Source organism: Planomicrobium sp. CPCC 101079 (assembly GCF_007859275.1).
In the GTDB taxonomy this organism is placed as follows: Bacteria; Bacillota; Bacilli; order Bacillales_A; family Planococcaceae; genus Planococcus.
Window position 1 is genome coordinate 242,768 of the sequence record NZ_VOHC01000028.1, and the last position, 12,904, is coordinate 255,671.

At 43.7% G+C, this 12,904-nt stretch carries 14 protein-coding genes; 7 read left to right on the top strand and 7 right to left on the bottom strand.

The features are described 5' to 3' along the window. Nucleotides 1-14 precede the first annotated feature (14 nt). Nucleotides 15-1,532: an AbgT family transporter gene (locus FQV28_RS13315; RefSeq protein WP_186763877.1), complete on the bottom strand. Its 1,518-nt coding sequence runs from the start codon at nucleotides 1,530-1,532 to the stop codon at nucleotides 15-17. Between the two features lie 181 nt (nucleotides 1,533-1,713). On the opposite strand from FQV28_RS13315, the gene FQV28_RS13320 reads away from it, so the two are divergent. Further along, nucleotides 1,714-2,742, top strand: a complete 1,029-nt coding sequence (locus FQV28_RS13320; protein ID WP_146496985.1) for a threonine aldolase family protein — start codon at nucleotides 1,714-1,716, stop codon at nucleotides 2,740-2,742. A 17-nt stretch (nucleotides 2,743-2,759) separates the two neighbouring features. Here FQV28_RS13320 and FQV28_RS13325 read toward each other — a convergent pair whose 3' ends face one another. From FQV28_RS13325 to FQV28_RS13345, 5 genes are all read right to left on the bottom strand, one after another. Continuing rightward, nucleotides 2,760-2,987: a hypothetical protein gene (locus FQV28_RS13325; RefSeq protein WP_146496986.1), complete on the bottom strand. Its 228-nt coding sequence runs from the start codon at nucleotides 2,985-2,987 to the stop codon at nucleotides 2,760-2,762. A gap of 53 nt (nucleotides 2,988-3,040) precedes the next feature. Next, entirely contained in the window at nucleotides 3,041-4,705 is a 1,665-nt protein-coding gene (locus tag FQV28_RS13330) for a formate--tetrahydrofolate ligase (RefSeq protein ID WP_146496987.1), read from the bottom strand. A gap of 103 nt (nucleotides 4,706-4,808) precedes the next feature. Then, the gene (gene tatA / locus FQV28_RS13335) at nucleotides 4,809-5,030 is read right to left on the bottom strand and encodes a twin-arginine translocase TatA/TatE family subunit (RefSeq protein ID WP_146496988.1); all 222 of its coding nucleotides are present in this window, start codon (nucleotides 5,028-5,030) and stop codon (nucleotides 4,809-4,811) included. A 23-nt stretch (nucleotides 5,031-5,053) separates the two neighbouring features. Next, the gene (gene tatC, locus FQV28_RS13340) at nucleotides 5,054-5,791 is read right to left on the bottom strand and encodes a twin-arginine translocase subunit TatC (RefSeq protein WP_146496989.1); all 738 of its coding nucleotides are present in this window, start codon (nucleotides 5,789-5,791) and stop codon (nucleotides 5,054-5,056) included. A gap of 435 nt (nucleotides 5,792-6,226) precedes the next feature. Further along, nucleotides 6,227-6,418, bottom strand: coding sequence for a twin-arginine translocase TatA/TatE family subunit (locus FQV28_RS13345; protein ID WP_146496990.1), 192 nt, complete (start codon nucleotides 6,416-6,418; stop codon nucleotides 6,227-6,229). A 155-nt stretch (nucleotides 6,419-6,573) separates the two neighbouring features. Between FQV28_RS13345 and FQV28_RS13350 the strand changes: the two genes are divergently transcribed. From FQV28_RS13350 to FQV28_RS13365, 4 genes are all read left to right on the top strand, one after another. Further along, complete coding sequence (locus FQV28_RS13350; protein WP_146496991.1) at nucleotides 6,574-6,828, top strand: hypothetical protein; 255 nt, start codon at nucleotides 6,574-6,576, stop codon at nucleotides 6,826-6,828. Nucleotides 6,829-7,054: 226 nt separating this feature from the next. Beyond that, entirely contained in the window at nucleotides 7,055-7,816 is a 762-nt protein-coding gene (locus FQV28_RS13355) for a gluconate 2-dehydrogenase subunit 3 family protein (RefSeq protein WP_146496992.1), read from the top strand. 22 nt (nucleotides 7,817-7,838) lie between these two features. Beyond that, entirely contained in the window at nucleotides 7,839-9,560 is a 1,722-nt protein-coding gene (locus FQV28_RS13360; RefSeq protein WP_146496993.1) for a GMC family oxidoreductase, read from the top strand. A 171-nt stretch (nucleotides 9,561-9,731) separates the two neighbouring features. Next, nucleotides 9,732-10,634, top strand: a complete 903-nt coding sequence (locus FQV28_RS13365; protein WP_146496994.1) for a LysR family transcriptional regulator — start codon at nucleotides 9,732-9,734, stop codon at nucleotides 10,632-10,634. A 21-nt stretch (nucleotides 10,635-10,655) separates the two neighbouring features. On the opposite strand, the gene FQV28_RS13370 is transcribed toward FQV28_RS13365, so the two are convergent. After that, a complete protein-coding gene (locus FQV28_RS13370; RefSeq protein ID WP_146496995.1) occupies nucleotides 10,656-11,612 on the bottom strand; it encodes a hypothetical protein in 957 nt (318 codons plus the stop codon). 174 nt (nucleotides 11,613-11,786) lie between these two features. Between FQV28_RS13370 and FQV28_RS13375 the strand changes: the two genes are divergently transcribed. Next, nucleotides 11,787-12,377, top strand: coding sequence for a bifunctional transcriptional activator/DNA repair enzyme AdaA (locus FQV28_RS13375; RefSeq protein WP_146496996.1), 591 nt, complete (start codon nucleotides 11,787-11,789; stop codon nucleotides 12,375-12,377). Beyond that, the gene (locus FQV28_RS13380) at nucleotides 12,352-12,870 is read left to right on the top strand and encodes a methylated-DNA--[protein]-cysteine S-methyltransferase (protein WP_146496997.1); all 519 of its coding nucleotides are present in this window, start codon (nucleotides 12,352-12,354) and stop codon (nucleotides 12,868-12,870) included. The genes FQV28_RS13375 and FQV28_RS13380 overlap by 26 nt, the downstream gene beginning before the upstream one ends. Nucleotides 12,871-12,904: the final 34 nt, after the last annotated feature.

Genomic DNA, 12,904 nt, shown 5'->3' on the forward strand with positions numbered 1-12,904 from the left:
TCTCCTTCTTTCTCTTATAAATAAGGTGTAATCCCCGGTCCAAAAGGAATTCCTGCATAGAAGAAAATCAATATTAAAATGATCCAAGTGATAAAAAAGATAACTGAATATGGAATCATCAGTGAAATTAACGTGCCAAGCCCCGCTTTTGGATCATATTGGCGCATGAACGACAAAACAACGATGAAATAAGGATTCAATGGCGTTATGATATTTGTCGATGAATCGGCAACGCGGTATGCTACTTGAGTAAATGCCGGGTGATAGCCAAGCTGCATGAACAGCGGCACAAACACCGGGGCTTCCAATGCCCATTTTGCAGATCCGGATGTAATTAAGAAGTTGAGCAAAGCAGTAAAGATACTATACCCGATAATTACCGTTATGCCGGTCAAATTTATGCTTGATAAAAATTCTGCTCCGTTTACGGCAATCCACGTTCCGATATTCGACCATGTGAAATAAGCAATAAATTGGGCAGCAGCGAAAATAAGGACAATATAGCCCGCCAAATCTTTAATGGATTCTGTCATGTATTTTGATATGTCACTTATTTGCTTGATGGCACCCGTAGTTGCTCCATACGCCACCCCTAGTACCAAGAAGAAAATTAAAATAATAGGGACAATACCACTTAGAAATGGCGATGGAATCATGCCCCCTTCTTCATTGCGCAGCGGTGAATCAGGCAGAAGGATAAGCGCCAACAGGGCAGCAAGATATAAAAGTCCCGCAATTGCAGCATTGCGGAGCCCTTTATTGGCTTTTGGATTTTCTTCTCCAATGTCCGCTTCAACCGCTTCCCCTTTATACGTACCCAGTTTTGGTTCGATTATCTTTTCTGTTATGAGCCCGCCCACAAGGGTCAAAACAAAAACAGAAACAATGTTAAAATACCAGTTATCAACCGGCGTTACGACCATGTTCGGATCTAGAATCTGTGCCGCTTCAGTTGAAATACCAGACAAAAGCGCGTCTGTTCCAACAATCAAAAGGTTGGCGGTAAATCCAGCACCCGCACTGGCAAAGCCTGCTGCCAAACCTGCTAGAGGATGGCGGCCAATTCGGTAAAAAACCATAGCAGCCAAAGGCGGAATCAAAATGGTGGCAGCATCAGAAGCGATGTTCCCCATAATCCCCACAAAAACAATTGCATACGTAATAATAGACTTTGGCGCTTTTAGCACTGATTTTTTAATCGCTGTTTCAAGAAGACCCACTTTGTCGGCAAGGCCGATGCCCAGCATCATTGCAAGCACGAGGCCAAGCGGAGCGAAGCCAGTGAAGTTTTCAAGCATCGATGTCAATATAAATTGAAGTCCTGCTCCCGACAGCAAATTTTGGATAGCCAAGTTTTCACCTGTACCCGGGTGAATAACTGCTGCGTTGAACTGAGCGAAGATAAACGACGCTATCATGACTAGAACCGCTAAATAAACAAATAACATAAATGGATCCGGCAACTTATTCCCAATCCGTTCCACTCCATTTAATATGCGTATAAACATTCCGGGTTTCTTTGCATTTTCCATCTTCCATCCCCCTCTTTTTAATAAAATTTATAATAACATAAAAATTCTGTATTTTTATTAGTAATATTCATTTTTTATAGAATTTTCTCTTAAATTCAACTGCTCATTTCTCCATGAGGAGCACTTTGGCTATTGTTCATTGCATAGAAACTACCTTAAACTAAAAAAGGAGGCGATTTTAATGGCAAAAAAAATGTTTGCAAGTGATAATAATTCCGGTATCCATCCATCGATTCTAGAAGCGATTTCAAGAGCCAATGATGGCCACACTCCCGCGTACGGCGATGATTCTTTCACAACAACTGCGGTATCCAAGTTTGTTGAACACTTCGGAAAAGAAAGCGATGTCCTTTTTGTTTTTAATGGAACCGGAGCCAATGTGATTGGCCTAAAAGCGATGGTACGCGCTCACCAAGCCATCATTTGTACGGAAGGGGCGCATATTCATGCAGATGAAGGCGGAGCTGCTGAAGGATTTATCGGCGGGAAACTGTTGACTGTTCCATCTGCAGACGGCAAACTGACCGTCGCACAAATCGAACAGCAACTGCACCATATTGGCTCTCAGCATCGCAGCCAGCCGAAGGCCATCTCCATTTCCCAGTGCACAGAACTTGGCACTGTCTATACGGTCGACGAAATAAAGCAGCTGACTTCGTTCGCTCATGCCAACGGCTTGTATGTTCACATGGACGGCGCGCGAATCAGCAATGCCGCCGCTTTTCTTGGATGCAGCTTGAAAGAAATGACAACGGATGCGGGCATCGATATGCTGTCATTTGGCGGCACAAAAAACGGCATGATGGCCGGTGAAGCCATCGTGTGCTTGAACAAAGAATTCGCGCCGGATCTGAAATACATCCGCAAACAAGGCATGCAGCTAGGGTCTAAAATGCGTTTTATCTCCGCTCAATTTGAACGTTTGCTGACAGATGAATTGTGGTTAGAAAATGCTACCCACGCAAACTGCATGGCCCTTCGGCTTGCAGAAGGACTGCAAAAGTTGCCGGGCATTGTACTCACTCAGCCAGTTGAATCCAATGCCGTCTTCGCCAGTGTTCCGGATGAGCAGATTCAGCGATTGCAAAAATCATACGCTTTCGCTCTTTGGAATGCCGGAAAAAACGAAATCCGGCTCGTCACCTCATTTGATACAACAGAAGAAGACGTGGATCTCTTTTTATCAACAGCCGAAAAAGTATTTGCTTAATAGAAAACACTTCGAGCTCATCGCCCGAAGTGTTTTCTCAAATATTCAACCATCATCAAACGGCATGGTTCCGAAAGCGGTGATTTGGAAGGATGCACCAACTCACCATACAGAAGATCGTCTAAAAACCGGACTTCCTCACGAAAATGCTGATCCTTCTTTGCATCAAACACTTCCACTTGTATATAGATTGAACTTCCTTGATCAACAAAATCAATGACAGTTACGTAATGGTTTGCAGCCATTCTTTTCTCCTTTGAAAAAAAGCCCAAAAGCAGCGCTTTTGGGCTTTTCGTTATTAAAACAATCCGATTGCCTCGCCGTCTGCCCCTACATCCATTTTTAAAGCTGCCGGCTGTTTCGGCAAGCCCGGCATCGTCATGATGTCACCCGTCAAACAAACCAAAAAGCCGGCACCTAGCTTCGGCATAATTTCACGGATCGTAATGGTGAATCCTTCAGGACGCCCCAATAGCTTAGGCTGGTCTGATAACGAATACTGTGTTTTCGCCATGCAAATCGGCAATGTGTCCCAGCCGTATTTCTTAATATCGACCAATTGCTTTTGTGCTTTGTCAGAAAGCAGAACATCCGCTCCACCGTATACCTTCTGAACAATCGCACGCAGCTTTTCTTCAACAGAATCGGTTTCATCATAAAGAAACGCAAAGTTTGTCGGCCGCTCCAGCTCTGCTTTCACAAGCTTCGCCAGTTCCACACCGCCTTTTCCGCCCTGCTCCCAAACATTCGTCAATGCGATGGCCACTCCGTGGTCTTTCGCCCAATCCATGATTTCCGCAATTTCCTCCACTGTGTCAGTGACAAAGCGGTTTAACGCCACAACCGGCTCTATGCCAAATTGGCGGATGGTATCAACGTGCTTCGCCAGATTGACCATCCCGCGCCGGACCGCTTCACTATTTGCTTCTCCAAGAAGTTTTTTGTCAATGCCGCCATGCATTTTCAAAGCGCGGACTGTCGCAACAATCACAACTGCATCGGGGTTGAAGCCGCCTTTTCTTGACTTGATATGCATAAACTTCTCGGCACCCAAATCAGCGCCAAATCCAGCTTCGGTCACAACTACATCAGCCAGCTGACGCGCTGTATTCGTCGCCATCAAAGAATTGCAGCCATGCGCAATATTAGCGAACGGCCCCCCGTGGATAATGGCAGGCGTCCCTTCGATCGTTTGCACCAGATTCGGTTTGAAGGCATCTTTTAGAAGCAGCGCAAGCGCCCCTTCAACTCCTAAATCACGCACCAGAACCGGTTCTTTCTCGTAAGTATAGCCAATTACCATTTGGGCTAGACGCTCTTTCAAATCTTCCAGCGTGCTGGCCAAGCACAGTACAGCCATGATTTCAGAAGCAACGGTTATGTCAAACCCGTCTTGTCTCGGAATCCCTTGTGCTGGTCCTCCAAGACCAATTGTCACTTGGCGAAGCGCCCGGTCGTTCATGTCCAAAGCACGTTTCCAAGTAATTCGCCGCGGATCGAGATTTAATGAATTTCCTTGATGCAAGTGATTATCGATAAATGCGGCAAGCGCATTATTGGCTGAAGTAATTGCATGGATATCGCCAGTAAAGTGAAGATTGATATCTTCCATTGGCAACACTTGTGCGAAACCGCCGCCGGTTGCGCCTCCCTTCACTCCCATAACCGGCCCTAAAGAAGGTTCACGCAACGCCACAATCACGGATTCGCCAAGTTGATTGAACGCATCAGCGAGCCCTACTGTCACCGTCGATTTCCCTTCCCCAGCTGGAGTCGGGCTAATTGCCGTGACAAGCACCACTTTCCCTGTTTTCTCGGCTGCCGGCAATAAGTCTACATTGATCTTCGCCTTGTATTTTCCGTATAACTCTAGCGCATCTTCTGGAATTCCCGCTCGCTTCCCAATAACTTGAATCGGTAAAATTTTCGCATCTTTCGCTATCGACAAATCCGTAAACGCCATCAATCGCCCAACTTTCAATTTTTTCTTTTATTATAACGTGTTAGCCGCTAAATGAAAGAAAAACCGCCCATCGCAGATGCGAAAGGCGGTTATTTTGTGAACTTTATTTTTTCTTTTCGATAACGACTTTGTCTTTGTCGCTGTCTTTTTTATCGTCTGTCTTAAATTCTTCAGTTACATCTTCTACGATTCCTTTTGTCGAATCTTTGAACTCTTTCAAGGTTTGGCCGACTGCTCTTCCCAATTGCGGCAGTTTAGCTGGTCCAAAAATGATCAAAGCGATAACAAGAATTAAGATTAAACCTGGTACACCGATATTTGGCATGGGTTTCCCTCCTGAGGATCTGTTTATTTTGCAAGCTCTTCGTACTGTTTTAATGTCCGCTTATATGTCCAACTTGAAACGAAGATACTAATTTCAAACAATATAAATAGCGGAATGATGATCAATATATCTGAAACAAAATCAGGCGGCGAGATGACAACGCCGACTACAACCAATACGAAATACGCGACTTTGCGCATTTTCCGCAATGTATATGGAGTAACAACGCCTAATTTCGTCAAAAACATAATGACGACCGGCATTTCGAACACAATACCCACCGGAATGATCAAGTTAAACATAAACGTAAAATACTGGTTCATCCCGTACGTCTCCGTTGCCCCAATGGACTGGTTAACGTCTGACATGAAATTCAACATCAATGGAAACAAAACAAAATAACTAAAACTTACACCTGCTATGAATAGCAGGAAAGATATCGGGATAAAAAGGAACGTTCCTTTTGCTTCCTGTTCCGATAAACCCGGCTTTACAAATAGCCAGATTTGATGCAAAGCAATCGGCAATGTAATCAACAAGGCCAATATCAACGCACATTTGAAGTAGATCAAGATTCCATCTGTAAACCCGAATACGTTCCATTCTACATTGACTGCTGTCGGCTGCGACTTGATGTACTGCAAAGTTCTTGCAGCAGTTGCAAAACCGACTCCCAGGGAAATAATAAATGCTGCCGCAATAATGATAAGCCGTTTTCTTAGCTCAGCTAAGTGCTCGACAACTGTTTCTTCCTTATCCATATCTTTAACCACCTACTTCGTTAACTCGGGAAACATGTCAATTCTGACAGCGAAAAACCCCATCGTCTTTCGTCAAAAGGCTTGTATCATGTGGAATTAAATGAATAAATTTTTGATTGTTGCTCTATTCCACTTGTAATTATACTCCTCATGCACAATTTGTAAATCATATAGACATTCCTATTATTAAATTGTGAAGAGCTAGTAAACAAAACAGACAAAATTCCTCTGCAAGAAGCTGTAACAGTGATCAGCCAAGCTCCTAGCAAGCTTATGCTGCAAAACAGCTGTAAAGCATTTGAAGCTCAGGAATCATCTGTGTGACCGACTTTCTTCCATATAACTTTTCTCCACCAAAAGAAGGCAACCTCTCTTAACTGAGAAAGAGTTGCCTTTTTCTATTGTGCATCAAAATGCAAGAAAATTATCAATGGCTTATTTATGAGCTTTTTCTTCAGGTCGGGATTCTGTTGCGACTTCATCCACAACTTCTTTTGTCGAATTTTTAAACTCCCTCAATGTTAAGCCGACCGATCTGCCGAGCTGCGGCAATTTCGCCGGTCCGAATATGATCAAAGCAATAATCAAGATCAAAATTAAGCCTGGCACACCGATATTTGGCATCACTTATTCCTCCTTGCAAGCACTGGCCTTTTCTTCTTTTCCAATGACAACCAGGAAAAGAAGGATTGACGTTTGTTTCTATTTGTTATTATACTCGTGAGTAGTATTTTGTAAATCATATATTTTAGGTTATTATTTTTAAGAGGCAGGTGAATAAAATGACACAACATAGCAACGAGGAATTGAGATTGATCAACCAATTACTCTTAGCCATATTTCTAGTAACAGATTTTGGCTACTTTTTATATTTGAACCATCCCGTTTTCCCATGGTTTACATTAGCAGGGGCAGCTGTAGGGTTAGCTATTATCGTATATTGCTGGTCTGGCACAAAATATTGGCTGTTCAACACCATATTGCTGCTAAGCACAGCGGTGTTCTCAGTGGTATACAACTTCAATGCTATCCTTTAAATCTCCGCTTCTAAAAGAAAGGCCTTCATTTCCGATGAAGGCCTTTCTTTTTTGAAATTCATTTCATAACCTATAGGTTATCTGTTTTTATATAAATTGGTATTATATTTTTAATTGTTATCGGAGTATAATTTCGTTTTGTATGTACGTCAGCTGATGTTCAAGTTTTATATATCTGCTTTACCCTGTTTTTCTCAGCTTTTTAACAAATCTGGAGGTTTTACTTATGGAAGAAAACAAAGAAATCACCAAAAAAGGGACTACTAGACGAACCTTTTTGAAAAATACAGGAATGACAGTAGGCGGAATTGTATTAGGAGGGGCCGTCGGCAGTTTGTTTGGCGTCAATGCTGAAACCACTTCAAAATCCTCAGCCCACCCCGCATCCCCTGCATTAACGGTTAATCCAGCAGAAGCCTTGATGTTCTTCACACCCGAACAATATCAATTGACCCAAGCGGCTGCTGAGCGTATTTATCCGAAAGATGAAAACGGGCCTGGGGCCATGGAATTGAATGCAGCAATCTATATCGACCACCAATTGGCCGGTTCATGGGGCATCAACGCCAAGGAATATATGTCCGGCCCATTTTACGAAGCCGAAGAAACTCAAGGAAGCCAAATCAGGATTTTGCGCAAAGACCTATTTTTGCTGGGGTTAAAAGCTTTGGATTCATATAGCACCAAAAAATTCGATGCAAGATTTGTCGACCTGGAAGCTGAACAACAAGACCAGGTTTTAACAGATTTCAGTGAAGATAAAGCCCCTAAAATCTCTTCAGTCCGATCCAGCAATTTCTTTAATTTATTACGCACACTTACAATCGAAGGCGTGTACGCCGATCCTTTATACGGCGGCAACAAAAACATGGAGGGCTGGGCAATGCGGAAATTCCCTGGTTCCCGGATGAGCTATACCCAAGAAATCCAAAAAGAAGAATTTGTAAAATTGGATCCACAAGGCCTTAACAGCCATATGGGTCATTGATGATAGGAAGGATTGAAAACTAATGGCAAAAAAATTACCTAAAGTTCCCGTTGTCATCGTCGGCATGGGTTGGGCCGGTGGAATCGTAGCAGCTGAACTTACAAAAGCAGGAATCAACGTGGTTGGACTAGAACGCGGAAAAGAGAGAAAAACCGCCGACTATGCCATGGGACATGACGAATTGCGTTATCAGCATCGCGAAGAGTTGATGCAGGATCTTTCAAAAGAGACAATTACGAGCCGAAACAATGAAAAAATGCGTGCTCTTCCAATGCGCGATTACGGTACATTTATTGTCGGAGACGGCGTTGGAGGTGCCGGCAGCCACTGGAACGGCCAAACTTACCGCTTCCTTCCATACGATTTTGAAATCAAAACCAAAACAGTTGAACGATACGGAGAAGATAAAATCAGCAAGGATATGCCACTTCAAGACTGGGGCATTACATATGATGAGATTGAACCGTATTATGACACATTCGAGAAAATGGCTGGCATTTCCGGGGAAACCGTCGAAGGGTTTGGCTATGGTCCCCGCCAAAATCCATATCCGACCGGTCCTATGTTAAAAACACCAATAATGAAAATGTTTGAAGCTGCGACTAAAAATCTTGGTTATTCACCATACGTCATTCCATCCGGCAATTTATCTGAATCCTACAAGAATCCAGATGGCATTTCACGCGGTGCCTGCCAATACTGCGCATACTGCGAAAACTTCGGATGTGAGTACGGTGCAAAAGCCGATCCCGCCGTTACGGTTATTCCTGTAGCGCAGCAAACAGGAAACCTGGACCTTCGCACCCACTCGAATGTCATTGAAATTTTAAACAACGGCTCCAAAGCGACTGGTGTCGTTTATGTAGATTCAATTACAGGTGAAGAATTCGAGCAGCCGGCGGAAGTTGTTGTTATAGCAAGTTATGTGTATAACAATGTAAGACTGTTGTTGAACTCTGGTCTAGGCCGTCCTTATGATTCAGCCACTCAAACTGGGGTAATCGGCAAAAACTACTGCTATCAAGTAAGTTCAGCTTCATCGATGCTGTTCTTTGAAGATAAGGAATTCAACTTATACGGTGGAGCTGGAGCGCTTGGCATCGAAATTCCTGATTTTGTCGGAGATGCTTTTGACCATACCAATGAAAAGTTCCTTCATGGCGCCGGCATTCGCGTAACCCAGTATGGCAACCGCCCGATTGCCAATAATGTAGTTCCAGGCGACACGCCAAAATGGGGAGCGGAATTCAAAAAAGCATCTATTAAATATGCAAATAGCTATTTCCCGGTCAAATCCCAAGGGGCGAGCATGCCACATCGCTACAACTACCTTGATTTGGATCCGACGTATAAGGATGCTTACGGCAAGCCGTTATTGCGCATGACTTTCGATTATACAGAACAAGACAAAGAGCTAGTCAAATTCATGGCTAAAAAGACTCATGAAATCGCGGAGAAAATTGGCGCCGATATTATTCAAACCAATGACGTCCAAAATGATTTTAATGTCAACAAAGATACGAACACCCATAACACAGGAGGCGTTATTATGGGCGCGGATCCGGAAACGTCTGCAGTAAACTCTTACCTTCAAATGTGGGATGCAGAAAACGTTTTTGTGGTGGGAGCATCCGCCTTCCCTCACAACAGCTCGTTCAATCCGACCGCTACGCTTGGCGCCCTTTCTTATCGGGCATCAGAAGGAATACAAATGTTCCTGAAAAAAGGCGGCTCTCTTGTTTAGTCAGCTTTCTAATCTTTTTGCTGCAGGTCTATAGAACCTGCAGCTTTTTTTATATCCCGCTTTTCCTTCTAAAAAGCCTTTTGCTGGCAGTTGGTTTACTTATTTGCGAAACTCGGCTCACATCGACTACAATAGGAGAATTGGTTCTATGTTTCGAAAGGGGTAGGCCGCATGGATTTGTTGCAATTAAAGTATTTCCAAGAGGTGGCAAAACACCAGCACTTAACAAAAGCCGCACAAGAATTGAATGTTTCCCAACCCGCTTTAAGCAAAATGATATCTAAACTGGAACAGCGCTTGGGTTATCAGTTGTTTGATCGCACCGGACGCCAAATCAGGCTGAATAATTTAGGGGAAGCCTATTTGAAAATAGTCGAGAATGTCTTTTTGGAGCTGCAAAAAGGGGAAAAAGAACTTGCATTTTTAACCGAAAAACAAAACGAACTCATTTCAGTTGCGGTAACCATTCCAACGATTCTGCCACAACTGCTGGGAGGATTTCTGGAACATCGCCCAAAAGCACGATTCCGCCAGTATCAAGCTTTCGCCGATCGGATGAAGACGCAGCTTGAGACTGGAGAAATCGATGTCGGCATCTCGACTTTCCCTATCGAAGGAAACAATATCGAATGGTATCCAATCATCGAAGAAGAAGTTCTGTTGGCGGTTCCACTATCCCATCCTTTAGCGGAGCGAAAAAGCATCTATTTGCATGAAGTGGAAAATGATCCGTTCATCGTCATGCCTCCTGGCTATGGATTCCGGCAGATGACGGAAAACTTTTGTGCTGAAGCAGGATTTTATCCGGATTTTGCTTTTGAGGGAGACGAAACCGGGGTCACATATGAACTCGTAGAAAAAGGGCTAGGCATCGCCTTTAGCCCCTCCATGATCAGAAGCCAGCGCCTCTCTTCTTTAAAGCTGGCCGAACTCAATATTATTGAACCCAAATGCACCCGTTCCGTCGGATTGATATGGCATAAAGAACGGACCCAAACCAAGACTGCACAAGAATTCATTGCATACACCATCGAATTTTTAGAAAAAGCAAAAACCAGTTTTGAAAAGCAATAACTTATGTAAAGGGTTTCCCCATTAATAACCATCGCCTTCCGCGAGGGTGAGTTCGGGGAAATCCTTTTCAATTACTTCGAACATATCATTTTCTGCCAAGTATTCGAACAGCTCTTCTTCTCCCGCTTTGCAGAATTTACGGGAATCTTCTGGATTGTGAAATTCGATAATATACTTTTTCCTTCTATTTTTCGCAATCACATAAACATCCATGTCGTGATACTTTCTCACAGTTTGCAAGTTTTGGTTTTCAATAATCGAAGCTGCGTCCATTTTATTCAGATAAGTATACAAAAAAGCTTCCGAGCGTTTTTGCTCCGCTGAGATAAAACTCATTTTCTCATGATGCTTATTGATAAACCGCTCTGTCAACTGTTGATGGAAGGAGATAGTCCCCCATTCCACCTTGTCACGATGCTTTTCGATAAATCTTTCTGACAACACCTGCATGCGGGTAATTTCATGCCAGTCCACATGGCGTTTGTGGCGGTCGATCAACTGCATCGGCAATTTTTGGCACTTTGAAAGGCAATGCCATGATAACTTTTCTTGGTGCCGCTCAATAAACGCCGGGGACAGCCCTTTGCCATTAGCAAGCTGTTGTTTCATCGAGACAATCGTCCAATATTCGCGTTCATCAAATGGCAGCCCTTCCTTCTCGTATAAGGTTTGCTGGCGTCTGCTTAACTTTTCTGTCTCTACTTGCCATTTTTCTTCTGAAGCAAACTCCTCGATGAAGCCTTCCGAAACTTGTTGATGCTGTATTACTTCTTTCCAATATAAGCGGCCGCCGAATTCCCGGACGAATATTTCAGGCAATACCTGAAATTCAGAAACCAACTTCCAGTTTACTTGGTCACTATTTTCTCGCAAAAAGTTTTCTGACAGCTCTTCATCTCTGCTGACGGCGTTCCATGATACCGAACGCTTGTCTTTATAGCCTTTCTCTTCGAGCAATTCTGCCAAGGAATCAATCATAAGTTCCACTCTCTTTTCCAATTGATGTCATTATTATTTTATTCCCTCTTGAAAAATGATAAAACGGAAAGTTTTCAGCTTATACAATCCAAGTTTCGTTATCTTGCGCTTTCATTGCAAAAGCGTTGATAGGACAACTGCTGAGTGTATACTGTGAGTAGAGGTGATGGAAGAATGAAAACGCAAAAAACTTTTTCAATTCCAGCGATTTACTGGAAAGCCATCATGGAAAACGATCCGGCATTCGACGACCAGTTTTTTTACGGTGTTCAAACAACCGGTATTTTTTGCCGCCCTTCGTGCAAATCCCGCTTGCCCAACAAAGAAAATGTCCGTATTTTCAAGAATGCTTTTATCGCCCTCGAACAAGGCTACCGGCCTTGCAAACGGTGCAAACCGGATGGATTGAAGCTGCCTGCGGAAGAATGGAGCCAGCAAATCATGGAATGGTTAGACATCTATTTCGCCGAAGATGTAACACTGGAAAAACTTGCTGATACTTTTCATAGCAGTCCCTATCATTTACAGCGATCATTCAAACGATCAACAGGACGTTCGCCTTTATCTTATCTCCAACAAAAGCGGTTGGAAAAAGCCGTACAAGAGCTATTAACGACCAACCGCTCTGTCGCTGATATCGCCGGAGCTGTTGGATTCTTGAATACGCCTTATTTTATAACGTTATTCAAAAAAAAGACCGACCAAACGCCGGCCCAATTCCGAAGAGGAGTGAACCACAATGAAGCAAAGCGAACAAGTGATTGAGTGGACAGTTCTAGAACATGGACAGTGGGAGCTTTATGTGGCGAAAACAAACAAAGGGCTCTGCTATATCGGGTCCCCTGCCAGTTCTTTTGAAGAATTCAAAGCCTATTTCGCCAAACGCTATCCCGCTTTTGCCCTGATCGAAAACCCTGAAACGTTAGCGCCATATGTCCAAGAATTGACAGATTACTTTAGCGGAGCTAAACAAACTTTCTCGCTGCCCATCGACGTCAAAGGAACTCCTTTTCAGGAAGAAATTTGGCGCGCTTTACAGGCGATTCCTTACGGAAAAACAGTTTCCTATTCGGAAATTGCAGAACGCATTAACCGGCCATCCGCCGCCCGAGCAGTCGGCAGCGCTATCGGGGCCAACCCTCTCCTTATCTTGGTGCCTTGTCACCGCGTAATCGGTAAAAACGGAGCTATCAGCGGCTACCGGGGCGGCATGGAACTTAAGCGGTTCCTGTTGGACTTAGAGCTTCAAAAGACATGAAAAACCCCGCCAAAACTTTGGCGGGGTTTTATTG

What these genes read in the sequence shown, in the direction of transcription:
- FQV28_RS13325 (WP_146496986.1), bottom strand. Translation starts at nt 2,987, where the DNA reads ATGGCTGCAAACCATTACGTAACTGTCATTGATTTTGTTGATCAAGGA.
- FQV28_RS13380 (WP_146496997.1), top strand. Translation starts at nt 12,352, where the DNA reads ATGAAGCAAAGCGAACAAGTGATTGAGTGGACAGTTCTAGAACATGGA.
- tatC (WP_146496989.1), bottom strand. Translation starts at nt 5,791, where the DNA reads ATGGATAAGGAAGAAACAGTTGTCGAGCACTTAGCTGAGCTAAGAAAA.
- FQV28_RS13360 (WP_146496993.1), top strand. Translation starts at nt 7,839, where the DNA reads ATGGCAAAAAAATTACCTAAAGTTCCCGTTGTCATCGTCGGCATGGGT.
- FQV28_RS13330 (WP_146496987.1), bottom strand. Translation starts at nt 4,705, where the DNA reads ATGGCGTTTACGGATTTGTCGATAGCGAAAGATGCGAAAATTTTACCG.
- tatA (WP_146496988.1), bottom strand. Translation starts at nt 5,030, where the DNA reads ATGCCAAATATCGGTGTACCAGGTTTAATCTTAATTCTTGTTATCGCT.
- FQV28_RS13315 (WP_186763877.1), bottom strand. Translation starts at nt 1,532, where the DNA reads ATGGAAAATGCAAAGAAACCCGGAATGTTTATACGCATATTAAATGGA.
- FQV28_RS13365 (WP_146496994.1), top strand. Translation starts at nt 9,732, where the DNA reads ATGGATTTGTTGCAATTAAAGTATTTCCAAGAGGTGGCAAAACACCAG.
- FQV28_RS13370 (WP_146496995.1), bottom strand. Translation starts at nt 11,612, where the DNA reads ATGATTGATTCCTTGGCAGAATTGCTCGAAGAGAAAGGCTATAAAGAC.
- FQV28_RS13320 (WP_146496985.1), top strand. Translation starts at nt 1,714, where the DNA reads ATGGCAAAAAAAATGTTTGCAAGTGATAATAATTCCGGTATCCATCCA.
- FQV28_RS13355 (WP_146496992.1), top strand. Translation starts at nt 7,055, where the DNA reads ATGGAAGAAAACAAAGAAATCACCAAAAAAGGGACTACTAGACGAACC.
- FQV28_RS13350 (WP_146496991.1), top strand. Translation starts at nt 6,574, where the DNA reads ATGACACAACATAGCAACGAGGAATTGAGATTGATCAACCAATTACTC.
- FQV28_RS13375 (WP_146496996.1), top strand. Translation starts at nt 11,787, where the DNA reads ATGAAAACGCAAAAAACTTTTTCAATTCCAGCGATTTACTGGAAAGCC.